Source organism: Bradyrhizobium sp. SZCCHNR1002, assembly GCF_032381435.1.
GTDB classification, from domain to species: domain Bacteria; phylum Pseudomonadota; class Alphaproteobacteria; order Rhizobiales; family Xanthobacteraceae; genus Bradyrhizobium; species Bradyrhizobium aeschynomenes.
In genome coordinates this window covers 413,065-433,680 of the sequence record NZ_JAUHIS010000001.1, presented here as the reverse complement: position 1 = coordinate 433,680, position 20,616 = coordinate 413,065, and the positions used below count along the sequence as shown (strand labels likewise).

The window sequence follows — 20,616 nt, the reverse complement described above, 5'->3', positions numbered from 1 at the left end:
ATCACTCGGCTCGATCATCACGACCAGCGCAAAGGCTGATTGAGACGCAGACCGGGCGGACCGCTCATGTGACGAGCGGCCGCGACCGACGCAGCATGAGAAGTCTGAACCGCGGCGGATCAGCTACGGCAGGTTGACGCCGCGCGCGGGCACCGCCTCGAGTTCGTCCTTGGCCTGGTGCTCCAGGGCGCGACGGCGCCAGATCGAGCCGGTGACCAGCACGACCGCGGCACCGAGCAGCGACATCAGCGTCTCCATGACGTCGACATGGCTCGAGAGATGCGTCTTGCCCGCGAACAGACCCGAGGCTGCCTCGACGTTGATGACCACGGTGCCGTCGAGGAGATGGTGCAGCATCGGCTCGATGGCCGGATCGGTCGCGATCACCTCGCCGGCGACCCAACCGAGCAGCATGGCGCCGAGCCAGACCAAGAGCGGAAAACGGTCGAGCACGAGCATGATCAGCGCGGCGCCCGCGATGATCAACGGGATGCTCATGGCAAGGCCGATGATCAGCAGCGAGGCCTGGCCGTTGGCGGCGGCTGCCACCGCGATCACGTTGTCGAGGCTCATCACGAGGTCGGCGAGCGCGACGATGCGCACCGCGTGCCAGAGCGTGGTGCCGGCGGCGATGTCGTCGTTCTCGTCCTCGGGCACCAGCAGCTTGGCAGCGATCACCAGCAGCGCCAGGCCGCCGATCAGCTTCAGATAAGGCAGCGCCATCAGGGTGGCGACGATGCCGGTGAACGCGATGCGCAGCGCAACGGCGATGCCGGAGCCGGCCACCATGCCCCAGACGCGATGCTTGCCGTGCAGGCCGCGGCAGGCGAGCGCAATCACCAGCGCGTTGTCACCCGACAACAACACGTTGATCCAGACGATCTTGCCGAGCGCGAGCCAGAAGCCCGGGCTGTGCAGGTCGGCTTCGAATTGAGCGAGCAAATGGCCGTAAGTGGCGGGATCAGCAAGCTGCGATAGCCAGTTCACGGCCAGACCTTTCAGATGCGTTCGACGGGATTTCGCATGCGGGCGATGCTGCGGCGAAGCTTGGGCCTCGCCGCAGCGAACCCGCTCAGCCGACGATCTCGTTGCCGGCGAAGAACTGCGCGATCTCGATCGCGGCGGTCTCCGGCGCGTCCGAGCCGTGCACGGAATTCTCGCCGATCGACTTCGCATGCGCCTTGCGGATGGTGCCTTCGGCCGCCTTGGACGGGTCCGTCGCGCCCATCACGTCACGGTACTTCAGGATGGCGCCCTCGCCTTCCAGCACCTGGACCACGACGGGGCCGGAGATCATGAAGTCGACCAGCTCGCCGAAGAACGGCCGCGCCTTGTGCACGGCGTAGAAGGTCTCGGCCTGGTCGCGGGTCATGCGGATCCGCTTCTGGGCCACGATGCGCAGGCCGGCCTTCTCGATCAGCGCGTTGATCGCGCCGGTCAGATTCCGCTCGGTCGCGTCGGGCTTGATGATGGAAAAGGTGCGCTCAATCGCCATGATATCGTCCTTGGAGATGCGGGATTTGGGTGAGTTGCGGGCTTATATCGACGCGATTGGCCGACGGCAAGCGACCGGGCCCCTGCCGGAGGCGCGACGCCTTACGACAATTTCACGATTCTGAACATAGTCTGAAGGCGCCGTGCGACCAGCGTTCAGCTGCCGTGGTCTAAGGTGATCGGTATCGGGCGAGGATGAACCAGCCGCCTTCCGCTGGCCGCCTTCTCCCAGCCTCATCCGTCGGACAATTTCGGCGCCACAGCGCTGTCATCCAGGAGACGATCATGTTGCGCAAACTCTCCCTCACCGCGGCGGCCGCAATTGCCCTGGGCACAGCCGCCCTCGCCCCGACCGCCGCATCGGCAGGATGGCATGGCGGCGGCTGGCACCATGGCGGCGGCTGGCATCATGGCGGGGGCTGGCATGGCGGCTGGCACCGTCCGTTCTACGGCCCCCGCTTCTTCGTCGGCGGCCCGGCCTACAGCTACGGCTATGGCGGCTGCTACGTCCGCCGCGTCGTTCCGACCCCGTGGGGACCGCGCTGGCGCTGGATCAACCGCTGCTACTGATTTGAGCCTCTGATACGAGCCTCGGCGCGGCACCCGCCCCCCGCCGCTCCGAACTCGCATCGCCCCGGCGTTCCCCCACGCCGGGGCTTTTTTCATGCATTTTCAACTCAATCCGGTGCATTCCGGCAGCAGACCGGAAACAAATCGGCCACCCACGACTTGATACGACATCGTATTGCAACTGCTCGTGGAACTCCGTCATGACTGGCCGCACCGCCGATTTCAGCGAGGCGCTCGATCGCAAGACCAGCCGGTCGATCTGCGATGCCGTGGGCGAACGGCTGCAGCGCAGTCTGCCGCCCGACGACTCTCATCTGCCCGATCCGCTGGCGCACCTCATGAACGAGTTGCGTAAGCGCGATGAGCCGCTCGCGCGCTTCGATTAAGGCCGCTGCGCCTGAAACGGCGACAAAGCGGTTGCGTTTGGCCGCGCGCGCGGTGACAAGGCGCGAATGCTTTCCTTCACCGACATCTCCATCCGTCTCGCCGGACGGCTGCTCATCGACCAGAGCACGGTGCAGATTCCGCCCGGCGCGCGCGTCGGCCTGGTCGGCCGCAACGGCACCGGCAAATCGACGCTGTTCAAAGCCATCCGCGGCGAACTGTCGCTGGAGAGCGGCAGCATCAGCCTGCCGCCGCGGTGGCGCGTCGGCAGCCTGGCCCAGGAGGCCCCCAGCGGGCCCGAAAGCCTGATCGAGGTGGTGCTGCGGGCCGATCTAGAGCGTGATGCGCTGTTGCGCGAGTCCGAGACGGCTGACGACCCGGACCGGATCGCCGAAATCCAGACCCGCCTCGTCGACATCGACGCGCACTCGGCGCCGGCGCGCGCCGCCGCCATTCTCAGCGGCCTCGGCTTCTCCGCCGCCGACCAGGCCCGCGCCTGCTCGGAATTCTCCGGCGGCTGGCGCATGCGCGTCGCGCTCGCCGCCACCCTGTTCGCCGCGCCCGACCTGCTGCTGCTGGACGAGCCGACCAACTATCTCGACCTCGAAGGCACGCTGTGGCTCGAGGATCATCTGGCGCATTACCCGCGCACGGTGATCGTGATCAGCCACGACCGCGACCTGCTGGAGACCTCGGTCGACCAGATCCTGCATCTGGACCGGGGCAAGCTGACGCTCTATCGCGGCGGCTATTCCTCGTTCGAAGAGCAGCGCGCCACGCGCGAGATGCTCGACGCCAAGGCGGTCAAGCGCCAGGAGGCCGAGCGCGCCCGGCTACAGGCCTTCGTCGAGCGCTTCAAGGCCAAGGCCTCGAAGGCACGCCAGGCGCAATCCCGCGTCAAGATGCTGGAGCGGATGAAACCGATCGCCGCGCTCGTCACCCAGGACGTGCGCGAGATCACTTTCCCCGCCCCGGAGCGATTGCTGTCGCCGCCGATCATCGCTGTCGACAACGCCTCGGTCGGCTACGATCCCGCGCAGCCCGTGCTCAACCGCGTCACCTTGCGCATCGACAATGACGATCGTGTCGCGCTGCTCGGCTCGAACGGCAACGGCAAGTCGACGCTGGTGAAGCTGCTTGCCGGACGCCTCGCGCCGTTCTCCGGCAAGGTCACGCGCGCCGACAAGCTCTCCATCGCCTATTTCGCCCAGCATCAGCTCGACGAGCTCGACGAGACCGGCTCGCCCTACACGCATGTCCGCAAATTGATGGCCGAGGCGCCGGAGTCCAAGGTGCGCGCGCGCGCCGGTGCGATCGGCTTCTCCGGCAAGGCTGCGGATACGCTGGTGAAGAGCCTGTCGGGCGGCGAGAAGGCGCGACTGCTGCTCGGCCTCGCCACGTTCTTCGGCCCGAACATGATCATCCTGGACGAGCCGACCAACCATCTCGACATCGACAGCCGCGCCGCGCTGGCAGAAGCGATCAACGAATTTCCGGGCGCGGTGATCATGGTGTCGCACGATCGCTACCTGATCGAGGCGTGCGCCGACCGGCTGTGGGTGGTCGCCGACAAGACCGTCAAGACCTATGACGGTGATCTCGACGATTACAGGCGCATGATTCTGTCCTCGCGCAGCGGCGCCGCCGCGCGTGAGACGGACCGCGCACAGGTGACCGAGAAGACGGAGCGGCCGCGCGCCGACAACCGGCGCGGCGCACTGAAGCAGAAGATCACGGCCGCCGAGGCCGAGATTGCCCGCATCACCGAGATCATCGCCAAGATCGACGGCGCGTTGTCGCTGCCCGACATCTTCACGCGCGATCCGAAGCAGGCGGCGCAATTGTCGAAGGCGCGAGCCAATGCCGCCGATGCGCTGGCGCGAGCCGAGGAGCAGTGGCTGGAGGCCAGCACGCTGTATGACGAGGTCGCCGGTTGACGAACTGATCGTCGCCGATCGAACCCGCCGGCGGCGAGCCCGCTCAGGTTGCGCGCTTCTTGGCCGCCTTAGGCTTGGCCATCTTCGGCGCCGGCCCCGGATCGGGAGCGCGCTCCACCGAGGACAGGCGGCCTGCGGTGAACGTGTAGACGCCGGCCCGTGCGCCGCGCAGCCACGTCACGGTCGCAACGCGATCGCCGCCATTGTTACCGATGTTGACGCTGTCGGGCGCGCCGATGCCTCGCACGACGTCGCATTCGGTGTGACCGAGCGCGACAGTGCCGCCTGCGGCCGGCGGCGGCGCAGCGGCCGCATCGTTTGTCAGCGCATTCGCACCGGCAGCACCGCCAGCCGGTGCCATGCCCGGACACGCGCCCTCCGCGCTGACGAGATCGTCGGCGTTGACGGGCTTGTCAGGCGTGAGCGGCGGCGCGTCGATCGAGATGTTCTTGATGAACAGACGCTGCGGCCGATTGAACCATTCGGCGTCCTTGGACAGGAAATCCGGCGTGCTCGAGCATCCGGACACGACCGCTGCAAGCACAAGGAACGGCAGAACGCGCGTCAGTTGTTTGGTGTGGTCTCGCACGATGAACCTTGCTGAATTGCAACTTGTGGACACTCTAACGTGTTGTCCCATCATCACTTTGCGGCACGTTCGTGGCTTTGCCAACGCTCTGCCGGCAAATCGGCAGATTATCATTAATCGCGCGGCGCTGCCATCATCGGCACGCTCGCTCCGCTTACGCCATCATTGTCGGCGTTGCCAGCGCCCACGCTCGTCGGCCTGCCAATAGGTGACCTCGAATCCACGTGTTTTGCAATCGGTCCATGCCGATCGCGCTGCAGCAAGCGCATCGGCGTCGTCACCGTTGAAGACCAGCACCATGCGCTCATAGCTGTGTGAATCGGCCGGCAGCGCCGCGTTGTCCACCAGAAACCGGACGTTCGCGCCGTTGGGATTGCTCTCCTCCACCGAAAGCACGATCGGCTGATCGGCCACATCGGCCACGCGCCAGGTGGCGTGCGGCAGAAACGAATCGTCACGATAGGTCCACAGATGTGCATCGAGCGCATCTGCACGCTCCTCCGAGGTCGACTGCACCACGACACGCCAACCGCGCTCGAGCGACTTCTCGAGCAGCGGCGGCAGCACGCCTTCCAGGGTCATGTTCTGCAGATGATAGAACAGGACTTCGGTCATCGGCTCGGCTCCGTCACGCCTTCCCTTCGTACGAGTCCCAGACGAGACGGTCGAGCAGGCGGACGCCGTAGCCGGATCCCCAACTCTGGTTGATCTCGGATTTCGGCGCGCCCATGGCCGTGCCGGCGATGTCGAGATGCGCCCACGGCGTGTCGTTGACGAAGCGCTGCAGGAATTGCGCGGCCGTGATCGAGCCGCCGTGGCGGCCGCCGGTGTTCTTCATGTCGGCGAACTGCGAATCGACCAGCTTGTCGTATTCGGGACCGAGCGGCATGCGCCAGACCTTCTCGCCGGTCTCCTGCCCCGCCTTGAGCAGCTTGTCGGCCAGATCGTCGTTGTTGGAGAACAGGCCCGCATGCTCGGTGCCGAGCGCAACCATGATCGCGCCGGTCAGGGTCGCCAGGTCGATCATGAATTTCGGCTTGAACTTGGTGGCGACGTACCAGAGCACGTCGGCGAGCACGAGCCGCCCTTCCGCGTCGGTGTTGATGATCTCGATGGTCTGGCCGGACATCGAGGTGACGATGTCGCCGGGACGCTGGGCATTGCCGTCCGGCATGTTCTCGACCAGCCCGATCGCACCGATCACGTTGGCCTTGGCCTTGCGGGCCGCCAGCGCATGCATCAGGCCGACCACGCAGGCCGCGCCACCCATGTCGCCCTTCATGTCCTCCATCGAGCCGGCCGGCTTGATCGAGATGCCGCCGGTGTCGAAACACACGCCCTTGCCGATGAAGGCGACCGGCTGCTCGCCTTTCTTGCCGCCATCGTAGCGCATCACCACGGTGCGGCTCGGCCGCGCCGAGCCCTGGCCGACGCCGAGCAGCGCCCCCATGCCGAGCTTCTTCATCGCGGGCACATCGAGGATCTCGACGGTGACGCCGAGCTTGCGCAGCGCGGCGGCGCGCTTGGCGAACTCCTCCGGGTAGAGCACGTTCGGCGGCTCGTTGACGAGATCACGCGCCAGAATCACGCCATCGGTGACGTGGGCGCGCGGCGCGAACGCCTTCTTGGCCGCCGCGACATCCGCGACCGCGACGGACACGGCCGCGCTGACGCCCGCCTCGTCGTCCTTCTTCTTGGTCTTGTAGCGGTCGAATCGATAGGCCCGCAGCCTGATCCCGGCGGCGAGCGAGCTGACCTGATCCGGCGTCATCGGTCCGGCCGGCAGCTCGGCCAGCACCGTCACCGGTTCAGTTCCCGCATTGAGTTTTCCGGTTAAGGTCCCGCCGAATTTGAGGAAATCCTTGTCCTTGAGGTCAGCGCCCTTGCCCGTCCCGATGACGATCAAGCGCTGAATCTTGATTCCTTCGGGGGCCAGCAGGTCCAGCGCGGCGCCATCCTTGCCCTTGAATCGTGCGGCCGACGCGGCACGCTTGATCAGGTCCGAAACCCCTCCCAGCGCCTTCTCGGTCGCGGCTCCAAGTCGCAGCGAATCGTCACAGAACGCCACCACGATACCGCGCGGAGCGGTCGACAGCGGAACGAAGCCGACCTTGACGGTGTCGGACATCAAGCAATCCTCCAAAATTTCGACGTGAGAGCCGCCGCGACCGGCCAAAATCCGTGCGGACAGGCGAGGATGGCGGCAGTTCGGAACCCAACTTGGCAACAGTATGACCCGGCTTGGCCGGAGCTGCCAAGCCTTCCCGTGGCGGAGCGGCCACATCAATGAAATTTTGATCGTATTTTCGTGACGCCACGCCACAGCCATTTTGTCGACGGATCAAAGGGATGGTAAAGATATTCACTGCCCTTGGAACGTGACGGCGCAGGCAGCGTGGGGACCCGTTTCGAGGGGTGGCTGCAGCGCTCGTTCCGGGACCGCTGATTGGGGATCGAGCGCACACGATGGGGTCCATCGACAGGTACATCTTTCGCACGACGCTCGCGTCGTTTGCGTTGGTCCTGGTGAGCCTCACCGGGGTGATCTGGATCACCCAGGCGTTGCGCGGCATCGACCTGATGACGAGCCAGGGCCAGACCATCCTGACCTTCCTCGGCATCACCGGCCTCGTCATTCCCTCGCTGCTCGGCGTCATCGCGCCGATCGCGCTGATGATCGCGGTCTCGCACACGCTGAACAAGCTCGCGACCGATTCGGAGATCATCGTCATGAACGCCGCCGGCATGTCGCCGATCCGGCTGTTCGTGCCGTTCGCCTATGCGACCTGCGTGGTCGCCCTGCTCGTCACCTTGCTCGCGTCCTATATCGCGCCGGACGGTCTGCGCCGGATCAAGCAGTGGGACGCAGAGATCACCGCCGACGTGCTGACCAACATCCTGCAGCCGGGGCGGTTTGCGCAGCTCGACCAGAACCTGACGATCCGGATCGGCGAACGCCAGCCGGGCGGCGAGTTGAAGAACATCCTGATCGACGACCGCCGCGATCCCAAGGAGCGGATCACGATCATCGCCGAAAAGGGCACCGTGGTGAAGAACGCCGACGGTTCGTTCCTGGTGCTGGAGGACGGCAATCTGGAGCGGTTCGAGATCGGCAAGCGCGAGCCGGCGATGGTCGCGTTCGCCCGCTATGCCTTCGACATGTCGAAGTTCTCGAATCAGGGACGCGACGTCACGCTCGGCATCCGCGAACGCTATGTGTGGGAGCTGATGGCGCCGGCCGAGGATGATCCGATCTACAAGCAGATCCCCGGACAATTCCGGCAGGAATTGCACGACCGCTTCCTCGCCCCGATCTACCCGTTCGCCTTCGCCGCGCTCACCTTCGCATTTCTGGGAGCGCCGCGGACCACGCGCCAGAGCCGAAACTTCTCGTTCGGCAGCGCCATCCTCGCCGTGTTCGGCGTCCGCATGGCCGGCTTTGCCTGCTCGGTCATGACCGTGAAGACCCCGGTCGCCGCACTGATCCAGTACCTGATGCTGTTCGGCGCCCTTGGCCTGTCCATCTGGATCATCGTCGGTGGCGTGGTCGTCGAGCCGCCGGCGCGGCTCATGGAGGCCATCAACCGCTCCAATGCGCGAATCGCGCGGCTGTTCAGAAGGCCCGCCACCGCATGAGCATGATCACGAACACGCTCGGGCGCTACTTTGCCGGCCGTTTCCTGGTTTCGGCGGTTGGTGTATTCGCGAGCATCTTCCTGCTGCTGGTGCTGGTCGACTACATCGAGATGGTGCGCAGGACGTCGGGCCTGGCCTCCGCCTCGGCCCTGATGGTGGCGGAAACCTCGCTGTTTCGCGTGCCGCAGCTGCTCGAGAAAATGATGCCGTTCTGCGTGCTGATCGGCGCCATGACCTGCTATCTCGCGCTGTCGCGGCGGCTCGAACTCGTGGTGGCGCGCGCCGCGGGCGTCTCGGCCTGGCAGTTCATTGCGCCGGCGCTGGCGAGCGCGATCATGCTCGGCCTGATGGCGACGACGCTCTACAATCCGATGTCGGCCAATCTGCGCGAGCTGTCGAAGCGCATGGAGGCCGAGCTGTTCGGCGCGGCCCCGGGCGGCGGCGTGCAGGATGCGTCGGGTTTCTGGCTGAATCAGCTCAATCCGGACGGCTCGGTCATCATCAACGCCGCGCGCAGCGAGCAGCAGGGCGTTCGGTTGACCGGCCTCACGCTGTTCCGTTTTGATACGCAGAATCGCTTCAAGGACCGAATCGAGGCGCGCGAGGCGAGTCTCGAGGAAGGCCAATGGGTGTTCAAATCGGTGCGCCGATTCTCGCTCGATGCACCGCCGGTGGACGAACCGACGTTCATCCTGCCCACCACCTTGACGCCGGCGCAGGTCCGCAACAGCTTCTCCACCCCCGAAACTGTGTCGTTTTGGCAACTGCCGAGCTACATCCGTTCGTCGGAGAGCTCGGGCTTCGCGACCGCAGGGTACCGACTGCAGTATCATAAGCTCATCGCGCAGCCGTTTTTGCTGGCTGCGATGGTCATGCTGGCTGCGTCCGTGTCCCTCAGGTTCTTCCGTATGGGTGGCGTTCAAAAAATGGTTTTGAGTGGCGTGGGCGCCGGCTTTCTGCTCTACGTGCTGTCGAAAGTAACGGAAGATTTGAGCAAGGCTGCGTTGATGAATCCGATCGCTGCGGCGTGGCTGCCCGTGTTCGTCGGCGGCCTCACCGGTTTTATGGCCTTGCTCTACCAGGAGGACGGCTAGTGTCGTTCGTTGCCGTCCGTCAGACCGCGCTCGCCGCGCTCCGGCTGCATGCCGTTGCGCGCCTTGCTTGCGCGGGCGCCCGTTGCGCCGGGTCTGCCGTACTCGTCTGCGCCGTCGCACTGACGCTCGGCCTCGTGGCCGATTCTGCGCTGTCGCCTGCCGCTGCCCAGAGCTTCACCTACAATCCGCGCCCGCCGAAGGCGCCGCCGCCGCGCGTCGCCAACGACAACCAGATGCTGGTGCAGGCGACCGAGGTCGATTACGACTACAACAATTCGCGCGTGTCGGCGGTCGGCAACGTTCAGTTGTTCTATAACGGCACCTCGGTCGAGGCGGACCGGGTGATCTACGACCAGAAGACCAAGCGCCTGCATGCGGAAGGCAACATCCGCATGACCGACGCCGACGGCAAGATCACCTACGCCAACAGCCTCGATCTTTCCGACGACTACCGCGACGGCTTCGTCGATTCGCTGCGCGTCGAGACCGAGGACCAGACGCGGATGGCGGCCACCCGCGCCGACCGCTCCAAGGGCAATTACACGGTCTTCGAGAACGGCGTGTACACCGCCTGCGCGCCCTGTAAGGACAATCCGAAGAAGCCGCCGCTGTGGCAGGTCAAGGGTGCGCGCATCATCCACGACCAGACCGAGAAGATGCTGTATTTCGAGAACGCCCAGCTCGAATTCTTCGGCGTCCCGCTGGCCTATATCCCCTACTTCTCGACGCCTGATCCGACGGTCAAGCGCAAGAGCGGCTTCCTGATGCCGGGCTTCACCCAGACGGGTGGCTACGGCTTCGGTGTCGACATCCCCTACTACTGGGCGATCGCGCCGGATTACGACGCGACCTTCACGCCGCGCATCACCTCCAAGCAGGGCGTGCTGGTGCAGACCGAGTTCCGCCAGCGCCTCAGCAATGGCGGCTATCAGGTGCGCCTGTACGGCATCGACCAGCTGAACCGCAACGCGTTCGCCGGCCAGCCGGGAGACCGCCAGTTCCGCGGCGGCGTCGACACCAAGGGCCAGTTCGCGCTCAACGACAAATGGGTGTTCGGCTGGGACGGCATCCTGCTGTCCGACTACATGTTCCTGTCGGACTACCGGCTGGCGCAATACCGCGATCCGTTCAACTCGTTCATGAGCCTGCCGACGGAAGCGATCTCGCAGCTGTATCTGACCGGCGTCGGAAGCCGCAGCTTCTTCGACATCAGGGCGATCCACTATCTGAGCTTCTCCGGCAACCAGCAGACGGTTCCGATCGTCTATCCGGTGCTGGATTACTCGAACGTGCTCAACTACCCCGTGTTCGGCGGCGAGTTCAGCTACAAGACCAACTTCGTCAATCTGACCCGCGAACAGGCGGTGTTCGATCCGATCACCACCACGGCCAACACCAACGGCCTGTGCACGACGACGTCGGCCGACCCGCTGGCGCGCCTGCCGACCCAGTGCCTGCTGCGTGCCACGCCTGGAACCTATACGCGCCTGAGCGCGCAGGCGCAGTGGCGGAAGTCGTTCACCGATCCCTACGGACAGATCTGGACGCCGTTCGCGATCCTGCGCGCCGACGCGATCAATGCCAACGTGACGGCCCAGCCCGGCGTCGGCAACTTCCTGCCGACCGGCGACACCCAGGCGCTGCGGCTGATGCCGACCGTCGGCCTCGAATACCGCTACCCGTTCATCAACGTTCAGCCGTGGGGCACCACCACGATCGAGCCGATCGCCCAGGTCATCATCCGGCCGAACGAAACCTATGCCGGCCGGCTGCCGAACGAGGACGCCCAGAGCATGGTGTTCGACGCCAGCAACCTGTTCAGCGTCGACAAGTTCTCCGGCTACGACCGCGTCGAAGGCGGCGGGCGCGCCAATGTCGGCGTGCAGGCGACCACGCAGTTCGACCGCGGCGGCACCATCAACGTGCTGTTCGGCCAGTCCTACCACCTGTTCGGCCTGAACTCGTTCGCCGTTCAGGACATGAACAACACCGCCATCGGTTCCGGCCTGGACAAGAACGTGTCCGACTACGTGGCCCGGGTGGATTACTCGCCGAACCGGACCTACACGTTCAGCATGCGCAGCCGGTTCGATCAGCAGAACCTGAACGTCCAGCGTTTCGAGGCGGAAGCCAAGGCGAACTTCGACCGCTGGTCGATGGCCCTGACGTATGGCAACTACGCCGCCGATCCGGCGATCGGCTACCTCGCCCGACGCGAGGGCATCCTGGGCAGCGGCTCGGTCAAGGTCGCGCCGAACTGGGTCGTGACCGGTGCTGCGCGATGGGACCTCGCGGCCAACAAGATCAACCAGTATGTGATCGGTGCGGGCTACGTGGACGATTGTTTCGTGCTGGCCGCCAACTATGTAACGTCGTATAATTATACGACAGGCACCACCGCCCCCGTTCTGAGCCATGCCTATATGCTCCAGATCGGACTCCGGACACTCGCCAATTCCTCGTCGACGGGAACCGGGGCTGGGGGCCTTCAGTAGCGCGCGCCAGTCTCCGGCCGGCTCCCTTGGGTCTGAGAAAAGGCCCGCGTCGAGAGTCTTGCGGTTGAGAGCCGTGGCGCCGCTTTCAGTTGGATCCATTGCGAACAGCGAAGCTTGGCCATGACGATTGCGTTCCCTCCTCGCCTTCGGGCCCTGACGATCTGCGCGGTTGCCGCGCTGGTCTGGGGCTGTGGCATGATCTCGGCCCAGGCTCAGAGCATCGTCGTCATGGTGAATGGCGATCCCATCACCAATTACGACGTCGAGCAGCGCACCAAGCTGAACTTCCTGAGCACCCGCAAGCAGCAGTCTCGCCAGGAGGTCATCAACGAGCTGATCGACGACAAGGTGAAGATCAAGGAAGGCAAGAAATTCGGCGTCGAGCCGACCTCCGCTGACGTCGACCAGTCCTACGCCGGCATGGGCTCCCGCATGCGCCTCAATGCCGATCAGCTCACCAAATCGCTCGAGAGCCAGGGCGTCCGGCCGGAGACGCTCAAGGCCCGCATCAAGGCGGAGATCGTCTGGACCAGCCTCGTGCGCGGCCGCTACAAGGAACGCCTGATCGTCTCCGACAAGGACGTGGCTGCAGCCGTCGCCGCGGCGGGCGGTGACTCCGACCAGCAGGGCCAGGCGTTCGAGTACAAGATGCAGCCGGTGGTTCTGATCGTCGCCAATTCGTCCAATCAGGGCGCGATGGACATCCGGCATAAGGAAGCGGAAGCCCTGCGCGCGAGGATCCAGAGTTGTGCCGACGCCAACTCCATCCTCAGAACGACGGCCAATGCCGTGATCAAGGAGATCGTGATCAAGACTTCTGCCGACATCCCGCCGAACTTGCGCAAGCTGCTCGACGACACGCCGATCGGCCATCTGACCCCGCCTGAAGCCACCAAGCAGGGCATCCAGATGGTGGCCCTCTGCGCGCGCACGCCGACGACGATCGACACGCCGAAGAAGCGCGAGATCAAGGAGCAGATGTACGCGAAGAAATACGAGGCGACCTCCAAGGCCTATCTGCAGGAAGTCCGCAAGGCGGCGATGATCGAATATCGCTGATGACCAAGCCCCTCGCGCTGACCCTCGGGGAGCCCGCAGGCATCGGACCCGACATCACGTTGCAGGCCTGGCTGCGCCGCAATGCACTCGGTCTCCCCGCCTTCTACGTGCTCGGCGACCCGGCTTTTCTGGCGCAGCGCGCCAAGCTGCTCGATCTCCCCGTTCCCATCGCCGAGGTGCGACCCGAACAGGCGCCGGAGGCCTTTGCAGCGGGACTTCCCGTGGTCTCCACGGGTCATCGCGTCACCGCCTTGCCCGGCCGCCCCGATGCGACCAGCGCCGAGGCCGCCATCGGCGCGATCCGCCAGGCCGTTGCCGATGTGAGGGCCGGACGGGCCGGCGCCGTCGTCACCAATCCGATCGCCAAGGCCGTGCTGTACCGCGCCGGCTTCTCGCATCCGGGTCACACCGAATTCCTCGCCGAGCTCGCTGCCGACGGCGGCGCGGTGCCGCAGCCCGTCATGATGCTGTGGTCACCGACGCTGGCCGTCGTGCCCGTGACCATCCACGTGTCCTTGCGCGAGGCGATCGAGCAACTGACGAGCCCGCTGATCACCTCGACGACGCGCATCGTCGCCGCCAGTCTGCGGCGCTATTTCGGAGTCTCACGGCCGCGCATCGCCATGTCCGGACTCAATCCGCATGCCGGCGAGGATGGCACGATGGGCACCGAGGAGGACACGATCATCGCGCCGGCGATCGCGACCCTGCGCAATGCGGGACTCGACGTGCAGGGGCCGCTGCCGGCCGACACGATGTTTCACGATGCCGCGCGCAAGAGCTATGATTGCGCCGTCTGCATGTACCACGACCAGGCGCTGATCCCGATCAAGACGCTGGCGTTCGACGAAGGGGTCAACGTGACGCTCGGCCTGCCCTTCATCCGCACCTCGCCGGATCACGGCACGGCCTTCGGCATCGCCGGCAAGGGCACCGCCAACCCGGCGAGCCTGATCGCGGCTCTCCAGCTCGCCGCGCGCATGGCCAGCCAATCGTCATGAGCGCGATCGACGACCTCCCGCCGCTGCGCGAGGTCATCCGCGAGCACCAGCTGTCGGCACGCAAGGCGCTCGGCCAGAATTTCCTGCTCGATCTCAACCTCACGGCCCGGATCGCGCGCGCCGCAGGTCCCCTGGAGGACGCCACCGTGGTGGAGGTCGGCCCGGGTCCGGGAGGCCTGACGCGGGCCCTGCTCGCGCTCGGCGCCCGCCATGTGATCGCGGTCGAGCACGACGAGCGCGCGATTCCTGCACTGCAGGCGATCGCCGACCATTATCCCGGGCGGCTGGAAATCGTCTGCGGCGATGCACGGACCTTCGATGTCGCTCCCTATCTCGGAAGCACCAAGGCGAAGATCGTCGCCAACCTGCCCTACAACATCGCGACGCATCTCCTGATCGGCTGGCTCTCCGCCGAGCCGTGGCCGCCCTGGTACGACATGATGGTGCTGATGTTCCAGCGAGAGGTCGCCGAGCGCATCGTCGCGCGCGAGAACGAGGAGGCCTATGGCCGGCTGGGCGTGCTCGCCAACTGGCGCTGCGAGACCAAGATCCTGTTCGACATCTCGCCGTCCGCCTTCGTGCCGCCGCCGAAGGTCACCTCGTCCGTGGTGCGGCTGGTGCCCCGCGCGGCGCCCGAGCCGTGCGACCGCCGCGCGCTGGAGCAGGTCGCCGCCGCCGCCTTCGGCCAGCGGCGCAAGATGCTGCGGCAGAGCCTGAAGTCCCTGCCTGCCGATCCCGCGCGGCTGGCAGCGGCCGCCGGCGTCGATCCCACCCGTCGCGCCGAGACCATCCCGGTGTCCGGCTTTGTTGCCATGGCTCGCGAATTGACCAATAGTCGCAACGACAACAAGACCTAACAACAAGCATTTCAGGGAGATTCATCATGGCGTTGATGCGCCGCCAATCGCTCGTCAAGTTCGACGCGCCGCTGTGCGAGACCATCGTCGAGACACCGAAGCCGCAAGGCCGCGAAGTTCTGGTTCGCATCGAGCGCTGCGGCCTGTGTCACTCCGATCTGCACATCCAGGATGGCTATGCCGATCTCGGCAACGGCAAGCGCCTGGACACGACGCGCGGCATGACCCTGCCCTTCACGCTCGGCCATGAGATCGCCGGCGTGGTCGACGAGGTCGGACCGGACGTGCCGAAGGAGCTGATCGGCGCCCGGCGTGCGGTGTTTCCATGGATCGGCTGCGGCCAGTGCCGCGACTGCGTCAATGGCGACGAGAATCTGTGCGCCAAGCAGCGCTTCCTCGGCGTCTCGATCGACGGCGGCTTCGCCACCCACGTGCTGGTGCCGGATGCGAAGTATCTGCTGGAATACGATCCGCTGCCGGTCAACCAGGCCGCGACGCTGATGTGCTCCGGCGTCACGGCCTATGGCGCGCTCAAGCGCCTCGTGGACCGGCCGCGCCAGCGCAATCTGCTGCTGATCGGACTCGGCGGCGTCGGCATGATGGGGCTGTCGTTCGCGCAGGCGATGTTCAAGCAGCCGATCTCGGTGGCCGATCTTTCGGCCGCCGCGCGCGAGACCGCGCTGAAGAATGGCGCCGCGACGGCCTACGATCCGGCCGAGCCGGATGTGATCAAGCGCATCCTCAAGGAGACCGAAGGCGGCTTCGACGAGGTCGTCGATTTCGCCGGCAACGAGAAGTCGATGGCCTTCGCGGTGTCCGTCGTTGCACGCGGCGGCAAGATCGTCGTGTCCGGACTGATGGGGGGCCAGTTCACCCTGCCGATGGTTCAATGGGTCTACAAGCGCATGACCATCGAAGGCTTCATGGTCGGCACCCTGACCGAGGCGCACGAGTTGATGGCGCTGGCCCGCGCCGGAAAGATCAAGCCGCCGCCGATGCGCGAGGAGCCGATGGGCGACGTGCAGAAGTGGATCGATGCGCTGCGGGCCGGACACGTGGTCGGTCGGGTCGTCCTCACGAACTGATGAGTCGTGGCCATCAATTCGCAGGCGGCCGCAGGTCTTGCACCGTCGCCGCCTGCTGCTCCCCTCGCCCCCGCATCTTGCGATCAGGCGGAGGGTGATGCGACCGCATTGCCCTGCGCCCCGTCCACCGATCGTTCGTCCACAAACGTAGCGGTTGTCGGTGCCGTGTTCTTGATCGCGGAGGGTGAAACACGCCGTCGGTCGTCACCGATGCGACCGATCTGGCGCGACATCGCGGCCAAAACCGCGAAGGCAGACAGAATCTCTTGTGGGAAAAAAGCCGCACTCGGCTACGAAAGGACCGAGCCAGAATTAATCCGGAATTGCGGCTCATTGCCACCCAACTTGTTTCCGAGAACGCGCCGTTGCGTAAGCGTATCCGGAGTCGTCAATGGCAAGCCGAACGGCAGGAGTTGCATTTGCCATTGCGACCGGCATTGCAGCGACCGTACTGTTCGCGCTGCCGCGCGCTGCCGTGACGGCTGAGGAATGCCTGACGGAGCCGACCGGCGACAAGTCCGACGCTCAACATTGGTATTATCGTTTCGACCGCGGCACCAATCGGCGCTGCTGGTATCTCAAGGACGCAAATGGCCGTGAGATCACCGCGCCTGCCCGCGCGACGCAGCAGCCGGCCCCCTGGGACTTCGCCCAGCCCGCGGCCCCCAAGCTGACACCGCGACGTACCGATGGTCCAGCACTGCGCTCCGGCGCCGACGCGATGGCCGAGCTGCCGCAATCCCGCCTGCGCACCGGAGTCGACCCAAGGGGCACCCCGAAGCCGCAGAATCTCGCCATCACGCCCACGACCCTGACGGCCTCGGACGCCAGCCTGCCGCGCAGCCTCGATGCCTCGCCCTGGCCGTCGGCGCCGCCGCAACAGGCGGATACCACGCCGATGGATACGGCGCCGGCAGCCATGGCAGATGACGGCGATGCCGGTGCCGATGCCGGCGCCAATGCGGCTTCTGCGGGCGACGGCCAGGGTACCGCCGCGTCCAAGGCGACCAAGCCCGAAGCGCCGATCCACATGCTGATGCTGGTGGTGATCGGCGCACTCGGAATTTCGGGCCTGCTCGCCAGCGCGCTCTACCGGCTCAGCCGCATGGGACGGCGGCGCCGGCGCAACGGCAGCTGGCACGAGGATGCAGTGCAATTGCGCCGCGCCCGCACCAAGCCACGATCCAAGGCGGCGCCGACGGGAATGCGTGCCGGTCGCGGCGGCATGGCCCACGCGCCTCAGGCCGATAGTGGCCGCGGCTCACAGCCGGCCTCGGCGCTCGACCTTGCGAGCGCGCGGCTGTCGGCATCTCAGCCGGAGCACCTGGAGTCGCGTCCGCACCGACAGGGGCCATCCCCACAGCACCCGGACCATCGTCAGCCCGTCTCGGCACGCCGGCGCGAGCTCGACGCTGCGATGGACATGCAGCGGCCGCAGAGCACCGACGCCGTGTGGCAGGCTGCGGACCAGCTCGCCGACCGCTCCGCAGCCCGGCGTGCGCCTGCCGCCGCCGAGCAGATGGCAGCGGCCGCCGCTCAGCCGGCTCCTGCTGCGATGATGGCGCCCCCAGCGCCGCCGACGCAACAACAACAGATGGTTGCTGCCCAGATGGCTGCGGCGCAAGCCGCTGCCGTCAAGATCGCGGCTGCCAAAGCCAGCGCTGCGGCGACGCTCGCTCCCCAGGCGTCGCCCGCTCACGCGGCACCGGCCGAACCAGCCGCGAACTCCTGGTCGGCGCCACAAAGCTCTGCAGCAGCCATTCCAACGCCAGCCTTCGTGACCACCCCGCCTCCCGCGCCGCCGGCCCAGGATCCCGCGCCGGCTGCACCGCCGGCCCCTGTCGACGTCAGCGAGATCGTGTCGGCTCTACGCAAGGCCCGCACCAGCGAGGCCGCATCGCCGTCGGCGGGCGCAGCTCCGCTCGACGCCGCCAAGGTGATTGCCGCGCTGCTGGTGTCGCGCGCAGCCAAGCGGCGGACGACCCAGGCAACAACGAACGAGAGCGGCGATACCCCGTCGGTAGCCGTCGCCGCCGAAGCGCCCCCGCCGCCGGCGGCGGAGGCCGCCATGTCTCAATCTGCCATGTCTCAATCTCAAGCCGCGCAACAGCTCATGAATCGTCTGCGCAGCCGCCAGCTGGCGGCTCAGCCCGGGCCTGCCACATCGGATCAGCCTGCCGCCGCCGCAGAGGAGGCCGAAACGGGCGACCCTGCCGCGGCGCTGATCGCAACGCTTCGCGCGCATGCAGCGCGGCAGCCCGCCTATCAGGCGGATGACAACATGGAAGCGGCTGATGCGGCAGCCCTGCCGGAGGCGCCCACTGCCGACGACGACCTCGACGATCCCGCGGCAGCGCTGATCAATCTGCTGCAGTCGCGCTTCTCCTTGCCGGAAGACGAGCTGGAGACGGAGCCGCCTCGGGACGCCCGGGAAGAGTTTGCCGTCCAGGCGCCGCAGCCCGTCGTGCAGATCCACGACGATCCTACCGCTCAGCTCATGAGTTTGCTGGAATCGCGATCATCGATCCCGGCCGCACCGCCCGTCATCGACAGACCACCACCGCAGCAGCAGCCGCCCAAGCGGCACATGCCGCAGCAGCCGCATCAGCAGCGGCCGCCGCAGCAACGGCCCCCGTTCGCGCCGACGCCGTTCGAGGATCCGGCGACCCCGCCGCTCGATTTCATTCCACGGCCGCCGGCTCTGCGGCCTCGGCCTCGCAACATTCAGCAGGACGAGTCGCTCGACGGCATCCAGGACATCCTGGCGCGTCTCGGCCGCAGAGCCTAGAGCATGAACCGGACAAGCGGAAACCGGTTTTCCGAAAAGATCATGCTTGAGCAAGCATGATAGAGAGCGTCAGCTTCCGAGCTGGCGCTGCAGTTCGCGGACGAAGGTCGTCAACCCGGTCCGGCGCTCGCGCTTCAGGCGCTCGGCCTTGAGGATCGACTGCACCTCGGCAAACGCATCGTCGACGTTGCGGTTGATGACGATGTAGTCGTACTCCGCCCAGTGGCTCATCTCGTGGCTGGCACGGCTCATGCGCCCACGGATGACCTCGTGGGAATCCTGCGCGCGCGTATGCAGCCGCTTCTCGAGATCGGCAGCGGACGGCGGCAGGATGAATACGCTGACCACGTCCTGCCGCGCCTTCTCGCGCAATTGCTGCGTGCCCTGCCAGTCGATGTCGAACAGCACATCCTGGCCGGCCGACAGCGCCGCCTCGACCGGCGGCCGCGGCGTGCCATAGCGGTTGTCGAACACGGTGGCCCACTCGAGCAACTCGTTGCGCTCGACCATCTCCTCGAACCGCGCACGGTCGACGAAGTGATAGTCGCGGCCGTCGACCTCGCCGGGCCGCATCGGCCGCGTCGTCGCCGACACCGACATCTGCAGGCCCGTCATGCGCTCGATCAGCAGGCGGGACAGCGTCGTCTTGCCGGCGCCCGAGGGCGACGACAGCACGAACATCAGGCCGCGCCGCTCGACTCCATCAAGGCTTCCGTCGTGAGCCGCCATGGATCACTCCAGATTCTGAACCTGTTCGCGGAACTGCTCGACCACGGTCTTCAGCTCGAGGCCGATATTGGTCAGCTCGATGTCGTTCGACTTCGAGCAGGTGGTGTTGACCTCGCGATGGAATTCCTGGGCGAGGAAGTCGAGCCGGCGGCCGACGGACCCGCCCTTGCCGAGCATCTCGCGCGCCTGCGCGATGTGCGAGGCGATGCGATCGAGCTCCTCGCGCACGTCGGCCTTGGCCGCGATCAGCAGCGCCTCCTGCGCCAGGCGATCGGGATCGAAGCGATCGGACGTTTCGAGCAAGGCCGCAACCTGCTCCGCGAGCCGGGCCTTGATGGCTTCGGGCTTGCGGCCGGGCGATGCTTCCGCCTTCTTCGCCAGCATTTCGATCTCGTCGACGCGCTGGTTGAGGATCTGCCCAAGCGTGTCGCCCTCGCGCCGGCGCATCTCGACGAGATGTTTCAGAGCAGTTTCGAACGACGCCATGGCAGCGTCCTTGGCAGCCTTGTCCTCGGCCTCGTCGCTCTCCGGCTCGGCGACCTCGATCACGCCCTTGATGGACAGCAGGCCATCGATGCTCGGCGCGACCGCATCGATCCTGCCGGCGAGCGAGCCCGCGACCTTCACGACAGCAGCCAGCACGTCCTCGTTGATGCGCACGGTCGTACCGGTCTCGGCACGCTTCACGGTGAGGTTCGCATAGACGGTGCCGCGGGAGAGCACCTCGGTGGCGCGCTTCTTGGCGAACGCCTCGACCTCGTCCCAGCCCTGCGGCAGGCGCACCCGGACGTCCAATCCCTTCGCATTGACCGACTTCAACTCCCACTCGAACGAGTAGGGACCGCTTGCCCCGTGGCTACGGGCAAAGCCGGTCATGCTCGACAGCGCCATTTCGTCA

At 66.2% G+C, this 20,616-nt stretch carries 18 protein-coding genes; 11 read left to right on the top strand and 7 right to left on the bottom strand.

The features are described 5' to 3' along the window. Nucleotides 1-123: 123 nt before the first annotated feature. Nucleotides 124-987: a TerC family protein gene (locus QX108_RS01865; RefSeq protein ID WP_315779190.1), complete on the bottom strand. Its 864-nt coding sequence runs from the start codon at nucleotides 985-987 to the stop codon at nucleotides 124-126. Nucleotides 988-1,072: 85 nt separating this feature from the next. After that, the gene (ndk, locus tag QX108_RS01860; RefSeq protein ID WP_011926284.1) at nucleotides 1,073-1,495 is read right to left on the bottom strand and encodes a nucleoside-diphosphate kinase; all 423 of its coding nucleotides are present in this window, start codon (nucleotides 1,493-1,495) and stop codon (nucleotides 1,073-1,075) included. A gap of 284 nt (nucleotides 1,496-1,779) precedes the next feature. On the opposite strand from ndk, the gene QX108_RS01855 reads away from it, so the two are divergent. The 3 genes from QX108_RS01855 to QX108_RS01845 all read left to right on the top strand — a co-directional run bounded on the left by QX108_RS01855 (nucleotide 1,780) and on the right by QX108_RS01845 (nucleotide 4,385). Next, nucleotides 1,780-2,064, top strand: a complete 285-nt coding sequence (locus QX108_RS01855; protein ID WP_172109330.1) for a sulfur globule protein precursor — start codon at nucleotides 1,780-1,782, stop codon at nucleotides 2,062-2,064. Between the two features lie 200 nt (nucleotides 2,065-2,264). After that, nucleotides 2,265-2,450 (top strand): hypothetical protein, encoded by a 186-nt coding sequence (locus QX108_RS01850; protein ID WP_315779192.1) that lies wholly within the window; start codon nucleotides 2,265-2,267, stop codon nucleotides 2,448-2,450. 66 nt (nucleotides 2,451-2,516) lie between these two features. Next, nucleotides 2,517-4,385 carry an ABC-F family ATP-binding cassette domain-containing protein gene (locus tag QX108_RS01845; RefSeq protein ID WP_315779194.1) on the top strand — a complete coding sequence of 623 codons (1,869 nt, stop codon included), beginning with the start codon at nucleotides 2,517-2,519 and terminating at the stop codon, nucleotides 4,383-4,385. A gap of 43 nt (nucleotides 4,386-4,428) precedes the next feature. Here the strand turns inward: QX108_RS01845 and QX108_RS01840 are convergent, their stop codons facing one another. The 3 genes from QX108_RS01840 to QX108_RS01830 form a co-directional block, all read right to left on the bottom strand. Then, a complete protein-coding gene (locus tag QX108_RS01840) occupies nucleotides 4,429-4,929 on the bottom strand; it encodes a hypothetical protein (protein WP_172109815.1) in 501 nt (166 codons plus the stop codon). A gap of 207 nt (nucleotides 4,930-5,136) precedes the next feature. After that, the gene (locus QX108_RS01835) at nucleotides 5,137-5,589 is read right to left on the bottom strand and encodes a DNA polymerase III subunit chi (RefSeq protein ID WP_172109333.1); all 453 of its coding nucleotides are present in this window, start codon (nucleotides 5,587-5,589) and stop codon (nucleotides 5,137-5,139) included. 13 nt (nucleotides 5,590-5,602) lie between these two features. Next, the gene (locus QX108_RS01830; protein ID WP_315719873.1) at nucleotides 5,603-7,102 is read right to left on the bottom strand and encodes a leucyl aminopeptidase; all 1,500 of its coding nucleotides are present in this window, start codon (nucleotides 7,100-7,102) and stop codon (nucleotides 5,603-5,605) included. A 338-nt stretch (nucleotides 7,103-7,440) separates the two neighbouring features. Between QX108_RS01830 and lptF the strand changes: the two genes are divergently transcribed. From lptF to QX108_RS01790, 8 genes are all read left to right on the top strand, one after another. After that, nucleotides 7,441-8,610, top strand: coding sequence for an LPS export ABC transporter permease LptF (lptF, locus tag QX108_RS01825; RefSeq protein WP_315719872.1), 1,170 nt, complete (start codon nucleotides 7,441-7,443; stop codon nucleotides 8,608-8,610). Next, nucleotides 8,607-9,704, top strand: coding sequence for an LPS export ABC transporter permease LptG (lptG, locus tag QX108_RS01820; protein WP_172131973.1), 1,098 nt, complete (start codon nucleotides 8,607-8,609; stop codon nucleotides 9,702-9,704). Before lptF ends, lptG begins: the two co-directional genes overlap by 4 nt. After that, nucleotides 9,704-12,199: an LPS-assembly protein LptD gene (locus QX108_RS01815; RefSeq protein WP_315719871.1), complete on the top strand. Its 2,496-nt coding sequence runs from the start codon at nucleotides 9,704-9,706 to the stop codon at nucleotides 12,197-12,199. Before lptG ends, QX108_RS01815 begins: the two co-directional genes overlap by 1 nt. 120 nt (nucleotides 12,200-12,319) lie before the next feature. Then, nucleotides 12,320-13,258, top strand: coding sequence for a SurA N-terminal domain-containing protein (locus tag QX108_RS01810; RefSeq protein WP_315719870.1), 939 nt, complete (start codon nucleotides 12,320-12,322; stop codon nucleotides 13,256-13,258). Then, nucleotides 13,258-14,259 carry a 4-hydroxythreonine-4-phosphate dehydrogenase PdxA gene (gene pdxA, locus QX108_RS01805; protein ID WP_315719869.1) on the top strand — a complete coding sequence of 334 codons (1,002 nt, stop codon included), beginning with the start codon at nucleotides 13,258-13,260 and terminating at the stop codon, nucleotides 14,257-14,259. Before QX108_RS01810 ends, pdxA begins: the two co-directional genes overlap by 1 nt. Further along, the gene (rsmA, locus tag QX108_RS01800) at nucleotides 14,256-15,116 is read left to right on the top strand and encodes a 16S rRNA (adenine(1518)-N(6)/adenine(1519)-N(6))-dimethyltransferase RsmA (protein WP_315719868.1); all 861 of its coding nucleotides are present in this window, start codon (nucleotides 14,256-14,258) and stop codon (nucleotides 15,114-15,116) included. Before pdxA ends, rsmA begins: the two co-directional genes overlap by 4 nt. Nucleotides 15,117-15,142: 26 nt before the next feature. Further along, the gene (locus QX108_RS01795) at nucleotides 15,143-16,201 is read left to right on the top strand and encodes an alcohol dehydrogenase (protein ID WP_172184914.1); all 1,059 of its coding nucleotides are present in this window, start codon (nucleotides 15,143-15,145) and stop codon (nucleotides 16,199-16,201) included. 391 nt (nucleotides 16,202-16,592) lie between these two features. Continuing rightward, complete coding sequence (locus tag QX108_RS01790; protein ID WP_315779197.1) at nucleotides 16,593-18,989, top strand: hypothetical protein; 2,397 nt, start codon at nucleotides 16,593-16,595, stop codon at nucleotides 18,987-18,989. A 69-nt stretch (nucleotides 18,990-19,058) separates the two neighbouring features. Here QX108_RS01790 and gmk read toward each other — a convergent pair whose 3' ends face one another. Together gmk and QX108_RS01780 are read right to left on the bottom strand one after the other, a co-directional pair. After that, the gene (gene gmk, locus QX108_RS01785; RefSeq protein ID WP_315779199.1) at nucleotides 19,059-19,718 is read right to left on the bottom strand and encodes a guanylate kinase; all 660 of its coding nucleotides are present in this window, start codon (nucleotides 19,716-19,718) and stop codon (nucleotides 19,059-19,061) included. Nucleotides 19,719-19,721: 3 nt separating this feature from the next. Continuing rightward, nucleotides 19,722-20,609 (bottom strand): YicC/YloC family endoribonuclease, encoded by an 888-nt coding sequence (locus tag QX108_RS01780; RefSeq protein ID WP_315719865.1) that lies wholly within the window; start codon nucleotides 20,607-20,609, stop codon nucleotides 19,722-19,724. Nucleotides 20,610-20,616: the final 7 nt, after the last annotated feature.

What these genes read in the sequence shown, in the direction of transcription:
- QX108_RS01845 (WP_315779194.1), top strand. Translation starts at nt 2,517, where the DNA reads ATGCTTTCCTTCACCGACATCTCCATCCGTCTCGCCGGACGGCTGCTC.
- QX108_RS01780 (WP_315719865.1), bottom strand. Translation starts at nt 20,609, where the DNA reads ATGGCGCTGTCGAGCATGACCGGCTTTGCCCGTAGCCACGGGGCAAGC.
- pdxA (WP_315719869.1), top strand. Translation starts at nt 13,258, where the DNA reads ATGACCAAGCCCCTCGCGCTGACCCTCGGGGAGCCCGCAGGCATCGGA.
- QX108_RS01855 (WP_172109330.1), top strand. Translation starts at nt 1,780, where the DNA reads ATGTTGCGCAAACTCTCCCTCACCGCGGCGGCCGCAATTGCCCTGGGC.
- ndk (WP_011926284.1), bottom strand. Translation starts at nt 1,495, where the DNA reads ATGGCGATTGAGCGCACCTTTTCCATCATCAAGCCCGACGCGACCGAG.
- QX108_RS01830 (WP_315719873.1), bottom strand. Translation starts at nt 7,102, where the DNA reads ATGTCCGACACCGTCAAGGTCGGCTTCGTTCCGCTGTCGACCGCTCCG.
- QX108_RS01850 (WP_315779192.1), top strand. Translation starts at nt 2,265, where the DNA reads ATGACTGGCCGCACCGCCGATTTCAGCGAGGCGCTCGATCGCAAGACC.
- QX108_RS01810 (WP_315719870.1), top strand. Translation starts at nt 12,320, where the DNA reads ATGACGATTGCGTTCCCTCCTCGCCTTCGGGCCCTGACGATCTGCGCG.
- QX108_RS01795 (WP_172184914.1), top strand. Translation starts at nt 15,143, where the DNA reads ATGGCGTTGATGCGCCGCCAATCGCTCGTCAAGTTCGACGCGCCGCTG.
- rsmA (WP_315719868.1), top strand. Translation starts at nt 14,256, where the DNA reads ATGAGCGCGATCGACGACCTCCCGCCGCTGCGCGAGGTCATCCGCGAG.
- lptF (WP_315719872.1), top strand. Translation starts at nt 7,441, where the DNA reads ATGGGGTCCATCGACAGGTACATCTTTCGCACGACGCTCGCGTCGTTT.
- QX108_RS01790 (WP_315779197.1), top strand. Translation starts at nt 16,593, where the DNA reads ATGGCAAGCCGAACGGCAGGAGTTGCATTTGCCATTGCGACCGGCATT.
- lptG (WP_172131973.1), top strand. Translation starts at nt 8,607, where the DNA reads ATGAGCATGATCACGAACACGCTCGGGCGCTACTTTGCCGGCCGTTTC.
- QX108_RS01835 (WP_172109333.1), bottom strand. Translation starts at nt 5,589, where the DNA reads ATGACCGAAGTCCTGTTCTATCATCTGCAGAACATGACCCTGGAAGGC.
- gmk (WP_315779199.1), bottom strand. Translation starts at nt 19,718, where the DNA reads ATGGCGGCTCACGACGGAAGCCTTGATGGAGTCGAGCGGCGCGGCCTG.